The organism is Limnoraphis robusta BA-68 BA1 (assembly GCF_034932365.1).
Taxonomy (GTDB): domain Bacteria; phylum Cyanobacteriota; class Cyanobacteriia; order Cyanobacteriales; family Microcoleaceae; genus Capilliphycus; species Capilliphycus robustus.
In genome coordinates, this window is sequence record NZ_JAYGHR010000072.1 from 84950 (window position 1) to 105445 (window position 20496).

17 protein-coding genes and 1 pseudogene are annotated in these 20496 nt (G+C 43.1%); 7 read left to right on the plus strand and 11 right to left on the minus strand.

Translation table 11 applies throughout. From position 1 onward, the window contains the following. Positions 1–11: 11 nt before the first annotated feature. Both VB836_RS20560 and VB836_RS20565 read right to left on the minus strand, forming a co-directional pair. Positions 12–1163: a DUF58 domain-containing protein gene (locus VB836_RS20560; RefSeq protein ID WP_323222087.1), complete on the minus strand. Its 1152-nt coding sequence runs from the start codon at positions 1161–1163 to the stop codon at positions 12–14. A gap of 321 nt (positions 1164–1484) precedes the next feature. Continuing rightward, the gene (locus VB836_RS20565) at positions 1485–2618 is read right to left on the minus strand and encodes an RNA-guided endonuclease InsQ/TnpB family protein (protein ID WP_323222089.1); all 1134 of its coding nucleotides are present in this window, start codon (positions 2616–2618) and stop codon (positions 1485–1487) included. A gap of 262 nt (positions 2619–2880) precedes the next feature. On the opposite strand from VB836_RS20565, the gene VB836_RS20570 reads away from it, so the two are divergent. The 6 genes from VB836_RS20570 to VB836_RS20595 all read left to right on the plus strand — a co-directional run bounded on the left by VB836_RS20570 (position 2881) and on the right by VB836_RS20595 (position 8866). Next, complete coding sequence (locus tag VB836_RS20570) at positions 2881–4074, plus strand: type IV pilus twitching motility protein PilT (RefSeq protein ID WP_323222091.1); 1194 nt, start codon at positions 2881–2883, stop codon at positions 4072–4074. A 232-nt stretch (positions 4075–4306) separates the two neighbouring features. Further along, on the plus strand, positions 4307–4780 hold the full coding sequence (coaD, locus tag VB836_RS20575; protein ID WP_046281285.1) for a pantetheine-phosphate adenylyltransferase: 474 nt from the start codon (positions 4307–4309) through the stop codon (positions 4778–4780). Further along, on the plus strand, positions 4781–5446 hold the full coding sequence (locus tag VB836_RS20580) for an ATP synthase subunit B family protein (protein WP_049560746.1): 666 nt from the start codon (positions 4781–4783) through the stop codon (positions 5444–5446). It abuts the gene before it with no gap. A gap of 310 nt (positions 5447–5756) precedes the next feature. Further along, entirely contained in the window at positions 5757–7124 is a 1368-nt protein-coding gene (locus VB836_RS20585; protein ID WP_323222094.1) for a DUF2157 domain-containing protein, read from the plus strand. Positions 7125–7170: 46 nt separating this feature from the next. Then, positions 7171–7827, plus strand: coding sequence for a GDYXXLXY domain-containing protein (locus VB836_RS20590; protein ID WP_323222096.1), 657 nt, complete (start codon positions 7171–7173; stop codon positions 7825–7827). 466 nt (positions 7828–8293) lie between these two features. Beyond that, entirely contained in the window at positions 8294–8866 is a 573-nt protein-coding gene (locus VB836_RS20595) for a Fur family transcriptional regulator (RefSeq protein ID WP_323222098.1), read from the plus strand. Here the strand turns inward: VB836_RS20595 and sppA are convergent. The 5 genes from sppA to VB836_RS20620 all read right to left on the minus strand — a co-directional run bounded on the left by sppA (position 8863) and on the right by VB836_RS20620 (position 14507). Beyond that, a complete protein-coding gene (gene sppA, locus VB836_RS20600) occupies positions 8863–10686 on the minus strand; it encodes a signal peptide peptidase SppA (RefSeq protein WP_323222100.1) in 1824 nt (607 codons plus the stop codon). The two genes, VB836_RS20595 and sppA, sit on opposite strands and share 4 nt — an antisense overlap. A gap of 316 nt (positions 10687–11002) precedes the next feature. Then, entirely contained in the window at positions 11003–12085 is a 1083-nt protein-coding gene (fni, locus tag VB836_RS20605; protein ID WP_323222102.1) for a type 2 isopentenyl-diphosphate Delta-isomerase, read from the minus strand. Between the two features lie 186 nt (positions 12086–12271). Then, positions 12272–12805, minus strand: coding sequence for a bifunctional pyr operon transcriptional regulator/uracil phosphoribosyltransferase PyrR (gene pyrR / locus VB836_RS20610; protein ID WP_046281557.1), 534 nt, complete (start codon positions 12803–12805; stop codon positions 12272–12274). Positions 12806–12984: 179 nt separating this feature from the next. Continuing rightward, on the minus strand, positions 12985–13992 hold the full coding sequence (gene cbiB, locus VB836_RS20615; protein WP_323222105.1) for an adenosylcobinamide-phosphate synthase CbiB: 1008 nt from the start codon (positions 13990–13992) through the stop codon (positions 12985–12987). A 71-nt stretch (positions 13993–14063) separates the two neighbouring features. After that, positions 14064–14507 (minus strand): Rrf2 family transcriptional regulator, encoded by a 444-nt coding sequence (locus tag VB836_RS20620; RefSeq protein ID WP_323222107.1) that lies wholly within the window; start codon positions 14505–14507, stop codon positions 14064–14066. A gap of 454 nt (positions 14508–14961) precedes the next feature. On the opposite strand from VB836_RS20620, the gene VB836_RS20625 reads away from it, so the two are divergent. Then, positions 14962–15372, plus strand: a complete 411-nt coding sequence (locus VB836_RS20625) for an AbrB family transcriptional regulator (RefSeq protein ID WP_046281560.1) — start codon at positions 14962–14964, stop codon at positions 15370–15372. 200 nt (positions 15373–15572) lie between these two features. Here VB836_RS20625 and VB836_RS20630 read toward each other — a convergent pair whose 3' ends face one another. From VB836_RS20630 to VB836_RS20645, 4 genes and pseudogenes are all read right to left on the minus strand, one after another. Next, positions 15573–16481, minus strand: a complete 909-nt coding sequence (locus VB836_RS20630) for an AAA family ATPase (RefSeq protein WP_323222109.1) — start codon at positions 16479–16481, stop codon at positions 15573–15575. A 136-nt stretch (positions 16482–16617) separates the two neighbouring features. Beyond that, entirely contained in the window at positions 16618–17709 is a 1092-nt protein-coding gene (locus tag VB836_RS20635) for a bifunctional riboflavin kinase/FAD synthetase (RefSeq protein WP_323222112.1), read from the minus strand. A gap of 69 nt (positions 17710–17778) precedes the next feature. Continuing rightward, positions 17779–19066: pseudogene (locus VB836_RS20640) on the minus strand (RNA-guided endonuclease InsQ/TnpB family protein). 133 nt (positions 19067–19199) lie between these two features. Next, positions 19200–20069 carry an MBL fold metallo-hydrolase gene (locus VB836_RS20645; protein WP_046281551.1) on the minus strand — a complete coding sequence of 290 codons (870 nt, stop codon included), beginning with the start codon at positions 20067–20069 and terminating at the stop codon, positions 19200–19202. Positions 20070–20496: the final 427 nt, after the last annotated feature.

Genomic DNA, 20496 nt, shown 5'->3' on the forward strand with positions numbered 1-20496 from the left:
ATTTTTACATTTTATTTCAAAGACGACTGAAGTTGTAATTGTAGCGGTTGATCGCGATTAATTTGTAAACCGAGTTGAGGAAATTGCGAGAGATTTTTAGCAGCAATATCTCCTTGTTCTGACCACAAAACCCAACGACTACCCGAAGCCAGAGAAAAAATACTCGGTGAATTTTGAGTCAGCCAAATGACCGGAATATTTGGGAAGTTTTCGACAATTGCTTCTTCAGAAGCGTTAACTGCTGCTAAAGTCGATAAGACCACTCGATTTCCGCGAACTAAACCCGTTTGTGCTGTCCATAATTGTACATTCAGTTGCGATCGCGAAGCATAAAAATAAAGAGAAGCCGCAGCGATCACCGCCTGTTCAAAATTATCACTTTGCCACGAACTCCCACTATCAAGACAAATGACAATTTCTTGACCCCCGGTTGCCACTTCTAACTCGCGGACTCGCAGTTGATTATAACGCGCACTCGATCGCCAATGAATTAAACGAGTTGGATCACCATAACGGTAGGGTCTAAGGGTACGAGTAACACCTTCAGTCGCCATGTTATATTGACTGCGATCAAGCACTTGTTGATTTTGCTCCCATCCCATTTGATCAACCAGTGGACAAGTTGTCAAGGGTAAAACCGTCGGATAGACAATTGCAGTGGCTTTCGCCTCACGGTCTCTCCGACACCAAAACAAACCCAGAGGAGTAGCTGTCCTAAGCTGTACCTGCTCCCAATGATAAACGCCTCGCCGTTGAGTGGGGAGATAATACACCCAATGATAAGCACTGCGGGGAGGGAGGGTTTCTATGGCGGTTGCAGATTTCCCTAAAATCGAGGGAAGTTGATCGTATACTTGTAATAGGGTTTTGGGTTGATCAGAGCGATTGTCAATTTCCAGTTCGATCGTCAGTTGATTGCCCACGCTCACGGGTTCAATGGGACGACGGTGAACTTCTAGGGGTTTGAGCGATCGCACAGGTAACACAGCCGCAATCGCCAATAAAGCAAAGCTAGTCCCACTGATCACATACAACCAACCCGCCATTGTATTCGTTGCAGCTCCGAAGAAAAACAGCGATAGAAAAGTGAGTAATCCTCCAGCATAAGCGGGTGCAATCCAGCGCCTTTCCAGCCAATTGCCGATCTTTTGATGAATTTTCATAGAAAATACCGTTTGTTTGTGATCTCGTTTGGCGAGAGAGAATATTTCTAATTTTATCGGCTGATCAGTTCTCTGTTATGTTGACATCCTCTCCGCCGTAAACGACGGAGATTCGCTCACATCACTGTTTGGGTTTCCTCTTTCTATGAGTTGACTTACTCAACTGGGTTTCCCCACTTAAGCAGAGATCAGTCTCTCGGGAGGCGTTAATTTCCGTCTGCCCGACGGTATTTTCAAAACAGATATTAAGCGGAAAAACGGATTAAGCTACGTGTGAGAAGCCTAGATTTATGCGTTTTACAGTCAAGTTAATCCGTTAATCTATTTCTTATCCGTTTCTTGATTTGATAGTTGTTTAAGTGCAGATTTTAGAATGTTTTTGGCGGCATTTTCGTCTCGGTTGGATGTGTATCCACAGTGAGGACATTTATGAGTTCTCGTACTGAGAGTTTTGACAACCTTTTCACCGCAATTTGAGCAGTTTTGAGATGTGTATGCAGGTTCAACGGCGATCACCGGAACCCCATAAATTATCCCAAAATACTCCAACCATTCTCTAAATCTGTACCAAGCGGCATCGTTAATTGATTTAGCTAAATGATGGTTTTTAACCAAATTTCGTATCCGTAGGTTTTCTATCGCTACCAAATCGTTAGACTGTATGACGTGTTGAGCCTGTTTACAAACCCAATCGTTACGCCTGCGTGAAACCTTAAGATATTTTCTACCTAAACGATTTCTGGCTTTTGAGCGGTTTTGACTTCCCTTTTTTGTTCGAGATAAGCGACGTTGCAGCTTTTTCATACGTCGCTCGTCTTTTCTTAGAAAACGGGGATTCTCTACCTGTATCCCGGTGGAATCAGTGTAGAAATGGTTTAAACCGACATCCAAACCTGTTTGTTTGTTACTGAGTTCTTTGTTTTCCTCTCTGGTATGGTCGATTAAAAATTGAGCATAATACCCATCGTGTCTTCTAATCACTCTAACCCGTTTAATTTGTTGGAGTTGATAGAAGTGTAAATCTCGGCTACCCCAAAGTTTAAATGTACCTGCTTGAAACTTGTCGGAAAAGGTTAAATAGCGTCTATCTTCTGAAACCACCCAACCCGATGTTTTGTACTCAACAGATGCTCGGACTTGGTACTTTTTAAACTTTGGGAATCCTTTTCTACCGGATATTTTTTGCCGACAATTCTTATAAAACCTCTCAATTGATGCCCATGCTCTCTCTGCGTGCGCTTGTCGAGCCATAGAGTTGAGTTGGTTTACCCAGGGAAAACTAGGATTGTCTGACAGCAGTTTGCAGTAGCGATAGGCATCGTTGCGGCTTTTAACTTGACCATTTATCCATGCTTTGATGATGCTGTTACGAACAAACCTACCAGTACGGATAGCTTCGTCTAACTTTCTGTACTGGTATTGCGTTCCTTGCAGCTTCATTTCATACACAAGCATAGATTATCGGCATCAAGCCACGATAAACTTATGTTAGCATAAAATAATCCGTCGTGAACGACGGGGCTTTAAACCTGCTTCTCTTGGTAAATTGACCAAAAAGATTTTTCAGGAAAGATGAGGGTAATCTGATCGCCTCTGCTCTTGAATTTTGATGACAAAACTTTTAAAAAGTCTACAGGAAGTCATCAAATTTTATATAATTGCTGTTAATTGACCTGCCAAAAATCAACTGAGTTCGCAAGCCAGGAGAATTCAACCTATGACGAACGCTGCTGTACCTCAGTCCTCGAACCATCCTTTGCCGAAGGTACCCCCCCCACCCAAATCATTAGACAAAACCAGCATCAAACAGATGGTCAAAGATGCTTTTAATCTGAAAGCCTCTGATATTCATATTCGTGTTGGACACACTCCCCGCTTTCGGATTCAGGGCGAGATGGTCAGAGCCAAGGATCAGGTCAAGGTGACATCAGAAGTTTTTGATCAATACCTGACTGAGATTCTGACTCCCCGTCAACGAGAGCAGTTTTCCGAAGATAAGGAACTGGATACGGCGATTTTCTATCCCGGTTTAGTCCGTTGTCGGGTGAACTGTTTTGACTCCCTCAGTGGCGGCGCGATGGTACTGCGGTTAATTAACTTAAAAGTACCCTCGATTGATGAAATGGGTTTACCCGAAGTCCTCAAAAAAATTATTAGCTTTCCCCAAGGATTGATTTTGGTCACAGGGCCAACGGGTTCAGGAAAATCGACAACCCTGGCGGCGATGATTCGGTATCTCAACGAAACCGCTAAAAAGCACGTAATTACTATTGAAGATCCGATTGAATTTGTTCACCCCTCCCATCGCTGTCTGATTAGCCAGAGGGAAGTCGGCCTGCATACATTAGAATTTAACAAGGCTTTGCGATCGGCTTTACGCGAAGATCCTGATGTGATTCTAATTGGGGAAATGCGCGATCGCCCAACGGTGAACACGGCTCTGCAAGCAGCCCAAACAGGTCACTTGGTTCTCGGTACTCTGCACACTCGTAGTGCAATTAATAGCATTAACCGTTTATTAAACCTGTTTAACGTTGATGAACAACCCGCCATGCGAATTCAAATTTGTGATTCTTTGGTGGCGGTTGTTGCTCAATTACTGGTTCCCACTGTAGAAAACCGTCGGACTGGGGTACATGAAATCCTGATCAATACTCCGGCTATGCGCGATTATCTCCTGAAAGGGGACGATGAAAGCGCCACGCAGTTGATCGAGTCTGACTCCTACGAAGGAATGCAACTGCTCAACCAATCCATCTTTGAAAAAGTGATCGAAGGTCGGATTACAATGGATGAAGCCGAAAAAGTATCGCCTGACCCATCTGATCTTGATCGCCGTTTCCGAATGGCCGGGATTGATACCGATGGTTCAATTCGTCAATTTAAAGCGGGTAAGTCTCCCTTTAGTTGACGGTTAACTCCAGGGAGTCGCAGCAGAGATCTCCCCCTCTGGGTGTGTTGTAAAGATGTTGATCCGTTCTACAATTCAAAGTGACTGACAACCTGTTCGTGCCTTTCTCCTCACGGTTTCGGTTTTTGGGTTTCTACAGATCAACTCAAAAACTCACGAACGGAGGAGCGAGCCGTTTGCAAAAGCTCATATCGTCCTATAATTTGTCAGTAACTTTTATCATGGCTCAATCGTGATTGCGATTTATCCGGGTAGCTTCGATCCGATTACTTTAGGCCACTTAGATATTATAGAACGAGGCTGTAAGCTGTTTGAACAGGTAATCGTTGCTGTTCTGCGAAATCCAAACAAAACTCCTTTGTTTACCGTTGAGGAACGCATCGAGCAAATTCGCACCTCCGTTCGACATCTAGATAACTTAGAGGTAGCCAGTTTTAAAGGTCTTACGGTAGAGTATGCAAAACAGCGAAATGCTCAAGTTCTACTTCGAGGGCTACGAGTCTTGTCCGATTTTGAAATGGAGCTTCAGATGGCTCACACGAACAAGACCCTCTCTGATAAGATTGAGACAGTTTTCTTGGCAACCTCAAATGAATATAGCTTTTTATCCAGTAGTGTGGTAAAAGAGATAGCCAAGTTTAGTGGTTCTGTCGATCATCTCGTTCCAAAACACGTTGCTCAAGATATATATAAAAGATATTTATAGATGCTACGCCAGGAATCAACTCCCAAAATAGAATCGGAACCCAAAGGACTGATCCCAGAGATAGATACCACTCCAAGTGGAACACCTGGGATTGACATTCAGAGGGAACTCAACCGACTCGAAGAAATCATTCTTGACAGTCCCCGTGTTCCCCTGACTCGGCGAACTTTGGTTGATGAAGAGCAGTTACTCGATCAGTTGGATCTCATCCGTTTAAATTTACCCAGCGCCTTTCAAGAGGCGGATATAATTGTTCGACATAAAGACGAAATCCTCCAAGAAGCTGAAGAATACGCCCAGGAAATTTTAGAAGCGGCAGAACAACGGGCAACTCAAATTTTAAATGAAATGGGTCTGATCCAACAAGCCCAAGCCGAAGCCGAACAGTTACGACAACGAGTTCATCTCGAGTGTGAAACCCTCCAGCAACAAACCATCGCTGAAGTAGAACAAATTCGTTATCAAGCTCAACAAGAACTTGATCAAATCCGCTCGAGAACTTTGGCAGAATGTCAGGATGTTCAAAATGGAGCCGATGAGTATGCTGATCATGTTTTAGGCAATATTGAGCAGCAGCTTAGTGAAATGTTACGAGTGATTCGTAATGGTCGCCAACAGTTGCAAATTCAACATGATCAAACCTCCGGACAACTGCGAGGACAATAAACAGTGACCAGTGACCAGTGTTTACAGTGAACAGGTGTCAGGGAAAGAGTGTCAGGTTTGTAGGGGCGGGTTCTGTAAAAATCTATGTTTTCCTAGAAATAACTGATATAAACCCGCCCCTAGATCTCCGCAAAAACCCGGTTTCTTTGAGAAACCGGGTTTTTTAAGCTCACCCGACACCTGAGACCTGTTCCCCTAATTGTGCAGGTTTGAGAGGTGTCTAAAATTGTCGTAAAACCCTGGCAATCGATGACACACTAGAAAACGTAACTTGGAATGCGATCGCCCTCTAGAGGCGAATTAATAGAAGATGGCTTCAGAAAAATTTCGTCGCCAACTGCGCCATGAAGCCCAACTTTGGACTTCAGAAGGATTGATTAACGATTCTATTTATCAACTGCTATCAAACCGTTATCAATTCAACAGTATTGATAGCGCTGCCAGTAGCCGTTTTGTGATGATTCTCATCGGTTTAGGTAGTATTCTGCTGGGTTTGGGTGTGATTACCTTTGTCGCCGCCAATTGGCAACAATGGCCGCGAGAATTCAAAATTATCTTGCTGTTGAGTTTATTTATTGGTGTTAATACTAGCGGGTTTTATCTATGGCGATCTGACTCTCAAACACAGAAAACAAAACGTTTGGGCGAGGGATTACTGATTTTTGGGGCTATCAGTCTTGGGGCGAATATCTCCCTGATGGCGCAAATGTTTCATATTGGCGGTTCTCCCTACGGATTGTTTTTGGTTTGGGGATTGGGCGTTTTAGCGATGGCTTACAGCTTGCGTTTGACATCCCTCGGTATTCTATCAATTTTACTGCTTGGAATTGGCTATTGGTCAGGAGTCTCTAATATTTTCTCTCCGGGTGAATTAACCGGGCTAGAATTTCTGTTGGTACATATTGCGCTAGTCACCGCAGTTTTGTTTGTTCCCCTCGCCTATTGGTGTAAATCACGATCAATTTTTATCATAGCAGTATTGCTGATCGTTCCCGCTTTAGAGATGAATATTGCTGCACTTTTAAGGCAGAATTTCTCCTCGGAATTGATGACGGTTGGATTTATTCTTCCGCCTGCACTCCTTTGGAGTTATGATGATAGTCTCTTTCCTCCTATTCATAGCAGACCCTTTCGATCAGATGCTCGGAGTTTAGCAATTTGGTTTTTAGGGATTGTGTTTTTTCTCTTTTCCTTTCGGGGATTTGGGACATCTTTCTTCAGTTTTAACTATAACGAATCGATGCAAGTTCAGGGATTTAATTTCATCCTTGATGTGCTTTTATTTGGCGGTTTAACGATTTGGCAATGGCTTTATCTGGCAAAACCTCATCATTCGTCTCAACGTTGGGGATTAGATGAAGTTAGTAGTGCGATCGCTATAATTTTAGGTGTGACGACACTGGTGAGTTATACATATCAAACTCTTGACAGCAGCTTATCTACTCTCATTTTCAATATCTTACTCTTTTTACTGGCGGCAGGCTCAATTCGCATCGGATTAGGACAAGGAAAACGAGGGACATTTTGGGGCGGAATGATCTTACTCACCCTGCAAATTGTCAGTCGTACCTTTGAATACAATACTGAACTCCTGTTTAAAGCTTTTGTCTTTGTATTGTGTGGTGTGGGTGTTATTCTAGCGGGTTTATGGTTTGAGCGACATTTATCCCGTCAATAGAGTTCAAGTAACTTCATTCTTTTCTAGACAAAAACACATCTATCCTATGAACAATTCTAATCCTCAAAATCTAGAGAATTCAACCGAATCTTTGATGAGTGAATCTCTACTGCAAACAAGACAGCTTCCCAGTTGGAGGCTATTGCTACCGTTGTTCTTTCAATTTGCTCTGATTGTCTCCGTTCCGGCGCAAGCGGTTTATACTTATGTTACAGGAGAGACTGTTGTACTGCAAACCGCACCTGTTGATCCCTATGACTTTCTGCGAGGTTACTATCAAGTTTTAGGGTACGATATTTCAACTTCAGAAACCTTAAAACCTCTCCCCGGATGGAAAGAACTATCAAATAATCAAGATTATCTCGCACCGGGAACAACGGTTTATGTCGTTTTAGAAAAACCCACAACCCCAACAAAATCTCAACGTCCTCAAGCTTGGAAACCTATAGCAGTCAGTTCGACTTTACCGGAAAATTTACCCCCGAATCAAATAGCTCTTCAGGGAGAATCAAACGGTTGGCAAATTTTATATGGTTTAGAAACCTATTATATGCCAGAAGATCAACGAATACAAGTCAATCAAAATATCACAGATGCTCAACAAAAGAACCCCGAATCTTTCGTTGTCGAAGTGAAAGTTAATACTCAAGGAAAAGCAGTTCCCGTGAGTTTGTGGGTTCGCGAACAAAATTACAGATTTTAGGGTTTTTGGGTGGGTTTTTGGGATGGAGTAAACCGATATAAACCGGCCCTCCATTTTCATTGTCCACTCAGTATCCATTTAAAAAAGACACAAATACACGAAGATTCGCTCTTTGTGTCTGGTGTGTCTTGGTGGTTTTTTGTCGTGCTATAAACCCCAACTTCACAAATAGGAAAGCTTGAGAAAGTCCAAGAGCCAGGGTCAGGGTCAGGTTTGATAGTTTTTTGCAGTTATATCATTCATCGGAGATTAAAAAATTTTTACAGCCGGATAAATTTCATCCAGTCGTTCCCAGTAAAAATTACTGATTTTAGTTGAACCCTAGCTTTAACAGTCCTTTTGAGGAATCATAGACAGGGGCCAAGAAAGCTGATGCTTAAAATGGTATTGCAAAATACTTTCAATAAGTATATAGTCATTATTGAGACTAAGCAGGGTCTATGAGATCTATCTGAATTTTGACAACATGGCGTTCTATAACAATCGCTCTATCAAATCTGAGCTGAACCAAAAAGGCTGTCGTCTGACTCCGCAGCGAGAAAAGATTATGCAAGTGTTTCACAGCCTTCCGCAAGGCAGACATTTAAGTGCGGAAGAACTACATAACTTCTTGCAAGGTCAGGGCGAAAATATTAGCCTATCGACGGTCTACCGGACTTTACACCTCTTGACCAATATCGGTATTTTACGAGAACTCGAACTCGCCGAAGGCCACAAACATTATGAACTTTTTTCAGGTCAAAGCCGTCGGCATCACCATCTAGTTTGCGTTCAGTGCTACAAAACCTTTGAATTTAGTGATGAGTCCATCTTAAAAATCGGTCAGAAACAAGCCTGTAGAGCAGGCGTTCATCTGCTAGACTGTCAACTGACGGTTCATGCGGTTTGTATTGAAGCCATTCGACGAGGATGGCCTTCTTTATTACCCAGTAGTTGGTCTTGTCCAGAATCTATTGCTAATGGAAACAACGGTCACAATCAAGAAAAAATCGAAGACATTGATTCTTTGCAGCCGCAACATCAACTCGATAAGAATTAATCAATTTGCAAGTTAAACGGCAAGCGAGTGTAAATTCCGCGCGGATCATTCAAAGCTTTCAATTGGGCTAATTCTTCTCGCAACTTGATGAACTCCAGGGTGATCGGATCGACTGTTGAGGAGGCTTGAGTAGACTCGCCCCCAGCAAAACTTTCTAAAATTTGTTGTTTAAAAGTTTGACCTTCTGGATATTCTTGGAGTTGCCAATTGTCTTCTAATTTAGCCTGTTCTGCTGCTGCTGCGATCGCATCTCCTATGCCGCCAATTTGATCGACTAGACCGATTTCTTTGGCTTGTAACCCTGACCAAACTCGCCCTTGAGCAATTTCTGCCACTCTCGCTTTTGGCAGCTTCCTGGACTCAGAAACTTTGCTTAAAAACCGTTCGTAAATCGCATCAACCACCTTTTGAAGACGGGCTAATTCTTCCGGTGTTTTCGGACGAGAAACGGTGTTAATATCGGCATAACGACCTGTTTTCACCACGTCCCATGTAATACCATTGTTATTGGCGATATCCTGCACGTTAAACAATACGCCAAACACACCAATTGAACCTGTAATGGTATTTGACTCGGCAAAAATTTTACTCGCCCCCATTGAGATCCAATACCCACCGGAAGCCGCAAAATTTCCCATTGATACGATGACAGGTTTTTGGGCTTGCAAAAGTTCCACTTCTCGACCGATAATTTCCGAAGCTGTTGCACTTCCGCCCGGACTATTCACCCGGAAAACAACGGCTTTGACATCTTCATCCATTCGCAATTCTCGCAATTTTTTAGCTAGGTTATCACCACCTATTTCTCCGCCCAAACCTTCGCCATCTACAATATTTCCCTGAGCATAAACCACAGCAATTTTATTTTCACTATTAACATCTCCCCGGCTTGCTTTCATTACTTCCGGCATTTTTGCATAGGAATTGATGCTCATTTGCCGAAACAGTTTATCCTCTTCTTCTGCTTCACCCGTTAGCTTTTTGAGATCAACAATTACTTCATCAAAATGAGCCACTTTGTCAACCAGTTTACTTTTTACAGCTTCCGTTGCCATTAAAATCCCTTGTTGGTCAGCAATTTGTTTAAGCTGAGACCCATTTAACTGACGATTTGGGCTAACAGTATTAATATATTCGCTCCAAATATCATCGAGTAACTTCTGAGTTTGTTGTCGATTTTCGGGACTCATTTGTTTGAGTAAAAACGGTTCAACGGCTGACTTATATTTACCCACCCGAGTCACTTGTACCCCAATTCCAAACTTTTCTAACGCCCCGGTTAAAAACATAATTTCAGAACTGAGTCCGTTCATTTCTACCGAACCCAAAGGGTTGACGACAATAGTATTCGCCACTGAACCGAGATAATATTCTTGTTCTGTCCAGTCTAAATCATAAGCAATAATCGGTTTACCAGATGCTCTAAATTTTTCTAGAGCTTGTCGAACTTCCCGTAAATTTGCTAAACCCGTACCTGTGGGGCTATTTGTTCCTTTAAGATACAATCCAACAATCCGATCATCTTGACTCGCTTTTTCCAAACCTTCTAAAATTGTCCGCAGCTTGATTTGGTTGGGTGAGTTTTCCGCTAGGGCTTGCTCAAACAGTTCGCCCGTGCTGTAATCTGGATCAGCATCAGTAATATTTAACGACAGATCAAACACTAAGACGGATTTATCTTTAACCTGGGGGCCAGAGTCTTGCGTCGCCGCCGCCATCACTAAAAAGATTAATCCCCCGACTCCCATTGTGACAATCAGGGCGAGTCCCAGGAGGTTTCCGAGTAAGCTTGCAAAGGTGTATTTTAGGAAGTCTTTCATCTGTCAGTTTAGCGTGAGGGGCTGGGGCGTTTGGCAAGGCTTGATTGGACTGTTATCGGTGTATTTCGCAACCAGACACATAGAGATAATTTAATCATAGCACAATACTTTGAACAGGTAAAAAATAAAAACCACCAAGACACTGAGAACACCAAGAGAAATCTGCGTGTTTTTGTGTTTTGGTGGTCAATTTATCCCTCTAGAAAATGATATCATCCGTTTTTGGAAAGCTATAGATCTCCAAAATTAGCCACGTGATGATAGCAACGATATCATTTTCAATTGTTCTTTTTAAATTTTTATTAGCCCAACACCATTAACCCCGAATTTGTTCTAAAACACCCGACTGTTTTAACTCCGTTAATGTGCGATTTCCCGTACAAAAAAGAACGGTTGAAATTTCAGCCTTGAGAATATCAACTAATGTATAAACAGCATTTTCTGACTCGGCTGCGGCTTGCAAAAACGGCCAAGCTAACCCGGCTAAATCTGCCCCCAAAGCGATCGCTTTTGCTACCTCTAAACCGTTACGAAGTCCTCCCGAAGCAATGAGCGGAATATTAGCAGAAATCTTTCGCACACCAACAATACAGTCTGCTGTGGGTAAACCCCAATCGGCAAAGGTTTCTCCCAAGCGTCTCTGGCGGGGGTCTGTGGCTCGTTCTCCCTCGATTTTTGCCCAAGAAGTTCCCCCCGCTCCCGCCACATCAATCGCGGTTATACCCGCTTCTAGCAGCCTTGTCGCCATCTTCGCTGAAATCCCATTTCCGACTTCTTTTGCAATCACCGGAACGGGTAAAATTTTACAAAGTGTTTCGATTTTGTCAAGCAGTCCGTGAAAGTTTGTATCGCCTTCAGTTTGGATACATTCTTGTAGGGGATTTAGATGTAAAATTAGGGCGTTGGCTTCAAGAGTATCGACCACCCGTTGACATTGTTCTAATCCATAATTATAGTTAAGTTGAACCGCACCTAAATTCGCAAATAATAGAATATCTGGTGCCAGACTTCGCACAGCAAACGTATCTGCAACTTGGGGATTTTCGACCGCGACTCGTTGAGAACCGACACCCATTGCGATTTGGAAATATTGGGCGACTTCGGCGAGGCGATAGTTAATCATTTTTGCTTGGGCGGTTCCTCCTGTCATTGAGGAGATCAGCAGTGGTGCATCTAGTTTTTTACCCAAAAAAGAAGTCGTCAGATCAATTTCATTGCGGTTCAACTCGGGTAGACAACAGTGAGTAAAACGATAGCGATCCAGTCCATTGGTTTGTTGTCGAAATTGTACATCCTCATCCAAACAAATTCTCAAGTGATCGGCTTTGCGACTCTGAGTTTGGTCGTTTGTGTCAGGGGGATCGGAAATTTCAGACAGAGGGGTTTTTTGTGGAGACATTCTGGGAGTTATACACTAAACGAAACAGGGTTTCTATAGTTTACAGTGACCAGTGACCAGTGACCAGTTATCAGTTATGAGTTATCAGTTATGAGTTATCAGTTATCACTGTAAACTGGTCACTGTAAACACTGGTCAGGTGATCACTAAAAAACTGGTCACTGGTCACTGGTCACTGGTCACTGGTTAAGGGCTGATCAGTTCAACTCGATCTTGTCCATCAATTTCTTCGAGATAGACTTTAACAATTTCTTCCCTAGCGGTGGGGAGTTCTTTTCCTACAAAATTGGGATGAATGGGAAGTTGACGATGACCGCGATCGACTAAAACGCTGAGTGTGATGATTTCTGGACGCCCGTACTCGTTAACAGCGTTTAAGGCGGCTCGAATGGTACGTCCACTATAAATCACATCATCGACTAATACCACAAATTTACCCGTTAAATCAAAGGGAATTTGAGTTTTAGCGGGAGTTCGCATCCCAACTTTATCTAAATCATCTCGATAAAAGGTAATATCAAGAGCGCCAACGGGAATGGTGATTTGTTCGAGAATTTCGATTTGATGGGTGAGTCTTTGAGCTAAAGGTACGCCGCGTGTGTGAATTCCCAGTAAGACTAGACGAGAAAGATCGCCTGCTCTTTCAACAATTTCTGAGGCTAAACGATTAACAGTGCGTCGGAGTTCTTCAGAGGAGAGGATTTCAACGATTTTACTCATGGGTTAGTGTTGTATGATCGGGGGTCAGTTGTCAAGGGTTGGGAGTGGATCTGGGAAAAATTGTTTGATCTTGGAGTCCTAAGAGCTTGACGGAGTTGTACTCTATTATTTGGGCGTTTGAGATGGACAAAAATGGCTTTTTGGATCGGTACATCAGCGATCGCGATCGCTAAGTGTTCCTAAAATCTATTGACAATTAAGCCGATCACCCCATACCCGAGAATGAATACCCCCAACTCTATCAGAAAAGTTTTGCGACTCAGTTGCAGTGCTTGGTGAACAATTGCGGGAGTAATGGGGGAAATAAAGTCGCCTAAGAGGGGTTTGTGTTTGATGATGCCTTTATATTTATTTACACCTCCTAACTGCACATTTAAGGTAGCCGCGTAAGCACATTCACTCCATCCTGCATTCGGACTAGGGTCATAAATTGCATCTCGTTGACAGATTGTCCAAACGGATCTAGGTTTACCAGACACAATAGCGATTAAAAGGGTATTCAATCGACAAGGCAACCATGTTAAGATATCTTCTAATTTTGCACTAAACCATCCGATATCGGTGTAGGGCGGTTCTTTATAACCCACCATTGAATCAAGGGTACTTGCAGCTTTATAGGCAAAGGCAAATGGTACACTCCCAATTCCGGGTATTGCCACACCAACTAAGGCATAGAATAGAGGCGCGATTATACCATCGGTCGAGTTTTCTGCTACAGTTTCTAAGACGGCTCGGAGAATTTCTGACTCTGATAAATCTGTAGTATCTCGACCCACATATAAACTTAACTGTTGACGGGCTTTGATCAGATCGCCATCATGTAGAGGGTGGAGAACATCTTCCGCCGCCTGACGTAAACTCCGAAGGGCAAAACAACTGGCTAACATGATACTTTGTACCCCAATGTCCAAAATTGGATGCAGGGGAAATTGAAGGGGGATCGATCTGATCACTTGTAAAATTAACCAACTGGTAAATCCGCTACCAAAAATCAGTAAGATTGCCAGTAATATACCAAGAAGTTTTAGAGATAGAGGCGTTTGAAACCATTGAAAAGCTAGACGGGTATACTGCCCAATCGCCCATCCCATCACCTGTACCGGATGAAGCCACTCCCAAGGATCGCCAATCAAATAGTCAAGCATTGCCGCGATCGCCAGAACAAGAATCACACTTGAGTCTGTCATTTGTTGCAGAGATGAAAAAAGGAGAGTTCGTTAAAAATTCTAAATTATTGAGGCTTAAGACTGCTAAAGTGCTATACGACAAAACTCGTTTCTTCACCTTGAGCCGCTTGCCAACTGCGAGCATCATAATAGAGATCTTCAAGGGAAATGCTGTAGAGCGCTTCTTTAAGCTTTTGATGCAATCGATTCCATAAGGTAAACGTTACCCAGTCTTCAGCAAGTTCTGCATTCGGTTGATGGCGAGGTAAAGGTTCAATACTTTCTCCAACCGCTTCTAAAATTTGCCCCAAAGAAATTTGAGCAGGCGATCGCGATAATTGATAACCGCCTTGTGATCCTCGAACAGATTCGACTAAACCCGCTCGTCGCATCTCGATTAATAGCTTTTCTAGATAGGGCGCTGGCAGTTTTTGTCGGTGAGCAATTGCATTGACTGAAGTCGGACCAAACTCTTGTTGTAAGCTTAAGTCCAATAATGCCTTTACGCTATAGTGTCCGCGAGTGGTTAACTTCATCCTGAACTCAAAAAATCGGCAACTTCAGCATTCAGTTTAGCCCAAGAATGGAAATACAGACGAGTTGTACCAATGTCAGCTTACCCGATACAATAACTGCCGATCAAATCCTAGAGCATCACTTGGGAGTTCTCCTACAGAGTCACTTTATATATACAGCTTGATCAAACGGTTAATCAGGTGTATTCTATTCAACTCCGATTTGCCTTTCACTTAGTCACTCGAACAGTGATTGCACAACGCGCTTTGAGACTGTTGCAGATGGCTAAGGGTTCAAGCCGACTGCTTAAAAGAGATTACATCTAGTAAAAAAAATGAAATAGTGGTGAATAATTTGCTCAATTCGTGTAATATAGTTTGAAAAGCACATATTTAGCTAATGCTTTTGGGCAACTCAATTGTCAGCCCAAAGAAAAGCCCCAACCTTATTGTCGAATGTCGAAGGAAACAATTAATGGCTAAACAACAGAAAAAATCTGACGTTCAACCTCAACCGCTCCTCGGTGAAGCTTTACTCCGGAAAGTCAAAGATCTCGAACATCTCAACAAAGAAGAGAAAGCCAGAGAATGCGGTTACTACACCCTGACCAAAAATGGTGTTGAACGAGTCAATATGATGAAATTCCTGAATGCTCTGATCGATGCAGAAGGGATTGAGTTAGATGGTAAGCAACTCGGTAATGGACGTGGCGGACGTTCTGCAAGCTATCGAATTAGTGTGCAGTCTAATGGAAATTTATTAATTGGTGCAGCCTACACCAAACAAATGGATTTGCAACCGGGTGATGAATTTGAAATTTCTTTAGGACGTAAACATATTCATCTCAGACAAGTCGAAGCTGGAGAAGAAGCCGAAGCGTCATAAGCAAACAATCTCGTCTTCGAGTTGCTCCCTAAAGTGGATGAAATTCAATCAATCCGTTAGGTAAACCAGAACGCCGATCATAATTTTGGCTGGTGTTGACCGAGAATTTGTCATAGCCAGCCGGAGATATTAATGAATGGGACTGATGGTTTTGAGTGACTCAACAAGAAAAACCGTTACCGACAGCTTCAGCTTAAAAATTATGGAACCGGGACGGAGTGCAATAACTGCTCGATAATCGTTTTTGCCCGTCTTCCGCCCACAGGAATAATCCGATGAGCCAGCACATAAGGCGCCAGAAACTTAACATCATCGGGTAAAGCATAGTCCCGTCCATAGAGAAAGGCTAAAGCTTGAGTTGCGCGATGTAAAGCGATCGCCCCGCGAGGACTGACACCCAAGGCAATTTCCTGATGATCTCGCGTGGTTCTGACTAAATTCAAAATATATTGCTGAACAGAAGTTTCCACCTGAACTCGGCTACAAAGCTGTTGAAGTTCTAAGATATCGGCCGGAGTCAAACAAGCTTCTAACGCCTCAACCGTGACGCTACGGGTAAGCTTCTGAAGCATTTGCAATTCTTCCGACTCAGAGGGGTATCCCAAAGTAAGAGACAACGTAAACCGATCCATTTGCGCTTCAGGAAGCGGAAACGTCCCCTGATATTCAATCGGGTTCTGCGTCGCAATCACAAAAAAAGGTTGAGGAACCCGACGAGAAATCCGATCAACCGTCACCTGTTGTTCCTCCATCACCTCCAACAACGCCGACTGAGTACGAGGGGTAGCGCGGTTAATTTCATCGGTTAACAAAATGTTTGTAAAAACAGGCCCCGGTAAGAATTCAAACTCACCTGTACGCGGGTTCCAAATATTCGTTCCTGTGATATCAGTCGGTAACAAATCCGGTGTACATTGAATCCGTTGAAATTCTCCCGCTATCGAACGTGCAATTGACTTAGCCAGTAGAGTTTTACCCACACCCGGAACATCTTCGAGTAAAGCATGACCCCCGGAAAGTAAAGCAACAAGCGTCAGGCGAATTGCATCTACTTTTCCAACAATTGTTCGGCTGAGATTTTGTTTGAGCCGTTCAATTCTTTCTCTCATTCTATGTATTACTGATATAAGTTGTTAGCTTTTAGTGGTCTTTAGGTGATCATCCTCAGTTCTGCCCAGAAAATCTAAGCACTGATCCACCAATCAGTTACCCGTTCTTCCGATCACTATTCCCTAAAAAACCAGTTTACTGTTCACTGTTTAACACTTTTTCTGCTCTAACACAATCTTCGGCAATTTGTGCTTTAAGTTCATCGAGAGAAGCAAATTTTTGTTCGGGTCGTAAGAATTCTTTTAAGCAAACCTTCAGGGTTTGACCATACAAATCCCCCGACCAACCTAACAAATGAACTTCAACAGTTGGCTTATCACCTTCTACTGTCGGACGACAGCCAATATTCATCACCGCAGGATTTGTCTCTAAATTCGACGGTTCACCAGGACTAGAAACCTCTACCGCATAAACCCCATAGTTCGGTAGAAATTTTTCAGCAGGTAACTGTAAATTAGCAGTGGGAAATCCTAAGGTTCGACCTAACTGTTGACCTTGAACAACTTGACCGACTAAGGTATAATAACGGCCAAGCAATTGATAAGCGCGTTGAAGATTTCCGACTTCTAAAGCTTGACGAATCATCGAACTACTAATTCGTTCCCCTTGTTCACAGGGATAGCGATCGACAATAATCACATCTACGCCGTTAGCAGCGCCAATGAGTTGTAAATCTCTAGCCGTTCCCGTGCGACCTTTTCCGAAGCGAAAATCAAAGCCAATTGCTACATGAGTCGCTTGTAAATGCTTGATCAAAATTTCTTCGACAAATTCATGCGGACTCAAACTTGCAAGTTGCTGATCAAAAGCCAGCAAAACCATTTGTTCAACGCCCATCCCTTGCAGATATTCTATCTTTTCATCAATCGGAGTCAGCAGCTTTTTAGATTGACCTGTAAAAAATTCTTGAGGATGAGGATGAAAAGTAACAACCGTTGCGTAATGTTGCTGAGTTTCACGAGTATCAGAATTTAGAAAATTTTCCTCGGGAGTCAGCGATAAACCAGAGCGCGGCTGATGAAACAGACTCGGCGGTTGCCAAAGGGAATCTGCTTGAGTGAGTAAGATTTCTGGCTGTTGGGGAGTTGAGAGTGGTGAACTCTCGAGTTCAGACCGCTTTAAGATAGGCTGAATGACCTGTCGATGCCCTCGATGTATGCCGTCAAAGTTTCCCAGGGCAACGGCAGTTGGAGTTAGAACAGTGTTTAACGATGAAGTAATCCACACGCTTTATATTTTGACATAAACTTACAGATTTTGACACTCCCACGTCGTAAACGACGGGGATTCTTCATTCTACGACTCAACTTGCTGAGACAGGATTTCTCCTATCACAGTAGAGGTAAAATCTCCTGAAGCGTTTTGATCTAAGATCCAAGTTCCGCTATGCCCTAGCGTACTCAAAGCTGAATTCAGAATATTAATTGCGGCATTATGATCCCTGTCTAACTCGCACCCACACTGACAAATATGAGTTCGAGTTGATAGAGATTTTTTAACAATCGCACCACAATTAGAGCAGGTTTGGGAGGTATAAGCCGGGTTAACAGCAACCGTTACCCGACCGAACTTGCTTCCAAAATACTCTAACCATTTTCTGAATTGATACCAACCCGCATCATTAATTGACTTGGCTAGACAATGATTCTTTACTAAGTTCTTAATCCTCAAGTCTTCGTAGGCGACCAAATCGTTTGATTGGATTACGCAACGCGCCAGTCTTTTGGCGTGTTCTACACGTTGTCTACTTATTTTGAGGTGTGCTTTGCCCAGTCGTTTAATGGCTTTTAATCGGTTGGCACTGCCAATATTTTTTCGAGAAACGCGCCTTTGATAAAGCTTTAATCGCTTTTCGTTTTTTCTGTAGAAACGAGGGTTGGGTTCAGTGTTGCCATTACTATCGGTGTAGAACTCTTTTAATCCTACATCTAACCCAATTGTTTTCCCTGTCGGTTGTATTTTTACCTTCACCTCGACTTGGATACAAAATTGAACGTAATACCCATCTGCCCTTCTAACCAGCCTCACTCGTTTAATTTGTTCAACTGGATAAAATGCAAGATCCCAGGTTCCAAGAAGTTTGAGTTTTCCAATCCCTTTTTTATCGATAAATTCGATATGTTTGGGGTCTAAAAGTTTCCAACCACTCTGTTTGTATTCAACAGAACGACTGTTTTTCTTGAACCTCGGATAACCCTTCTTGCCAGGTACTTTCTCTCTTGGTGCGCGTCTCTTGCGAACTTCCTCCTCGCAGGCGTGACCCCAAGACCGGAGTTCGCGCTTCCTTGGCTCCGTTAGACGGAGCAGGGTCGCACCGCTTCTTACAATTATCAAAGAACCTAGCAATAGCTGACCAACACCGTTCTACAGACGCCTGACAAGCGTGTGAATTCAAGTCTCTGACAAAAGGGTACATAGCTCGGAGTTCAGTGTTATATCGATACAACTCTTTTCTTCCGAGTCCGCGATTATCCATCCAATACCGCAGACATGAGTTCCGAACAAACTGAGATGTTTGGATTACTTCATCGATTGCTTTATATTGATCTGGTTTCCCTTTTGCTTTGAATTCGTAGACGATCATTGACGCTAGCTTGTTTGGCGTATAATATTATCATACCACATAGATGCTATATGCAGAAAGTAAGTTAACCGTCGTAAACGACGGGGCTTGCATCCCGCTTTTTTTCGGTCATCAAAAATCGAGAGAGCATTTTTTAGCTATCTTCGTCAGGAGAGATTAACTGAATTGAAAGTCCTTCTCTGGCCATTAAACTATTGGGGAAACGTTGAGCGACTTGTTCTCCAACTTGATCGAGAAAATCATCATTATGGAGCGGATCATGGTGAAAAATCACCAACCGTTTGACATTCGCTGCTTTTGCCACTTTAACCGCTTCCTGCCAAGTCGAATGACCCCACCCGACTTTACTGGTTTTTTCAGAATAATACTCCTCATCGGTGTAGGTAGCATCATAGATTAAAACATCAGCATTGCGAGCCAAAAACAACACATTTTCATCTAAACCTTCCGGAAAATGTTCTGTATCGGTGACATAGGCGGCTGCATAACCATACCAATTCACGCGATAACCGACAGCTTCACCCGGATGATTCAGCAGAGCCGTTTCAATTTTAATACCATCTCCAATTTCTAGAGTTTGACCGATGGTAACATCAAAAAACTTGAGAGTCGATCCCATCGTTTGTAAGGGAACCGGAAAATTGGGGTGAAGCATCTGATCATTGAGTCGCTGCTGCACCGTTGAACCATTGGGTGCAACCGCCCCATAAATATGAAACGTATTTTTGGGAATAAAAGCAGGAGTAAAGAACGGAAAACCTTGAATATGATCCCAATGGGCATGGGTAAAGAAGAGATGGGCAGCCACAGGCATCTGAGACATCAGAGATTGTCCGAGAACCCGCAAACCCGTTCCCCCATCAAAAATCAAGCGTTCTGTTCCGACACGCATTTCGACGCAGGAGGTATTACCGCCATAGCGTACCGTTTCCGCCCCAGGACAGGCAACACTTCCTCTAACGCCCCAAAAGTGAATCGTAAACTGATTGTGCGGACTAGACATAGGATCGAATGGAAGATGAATGATGAGCGATGATCACACTCAGGTATTGCTCCGGGTTCTGATTTCGGTCGAAGACCTCTGAGAACCCCTCTCGATCAGTGAAAATTTGAGCAACTGTGGCGAATTTGTATTGACACCTCAGTTGTGCAGCGAAGTACCATAGACTTATCTTAATGCCAATCTATCTTAAACTATCTAAATCTCCAAACGCTAAGACTAGATACCCAAAGCGAATCACCCCTGTTTGTGGCGATTGGGAGTGGGGTGTAACGACAAAATGATCTTATATTTTGATTTTCCCTATCTTAACGGGGGGGCTGGGGGGCTATAGCACTACCCCCATAATCTTTGATTTGGGGGTAGGTACATGGACACCCCAGGTAAAAAGCGAGGCATTCGACCTGTCCGCTTTTTACAATCTCCGTAT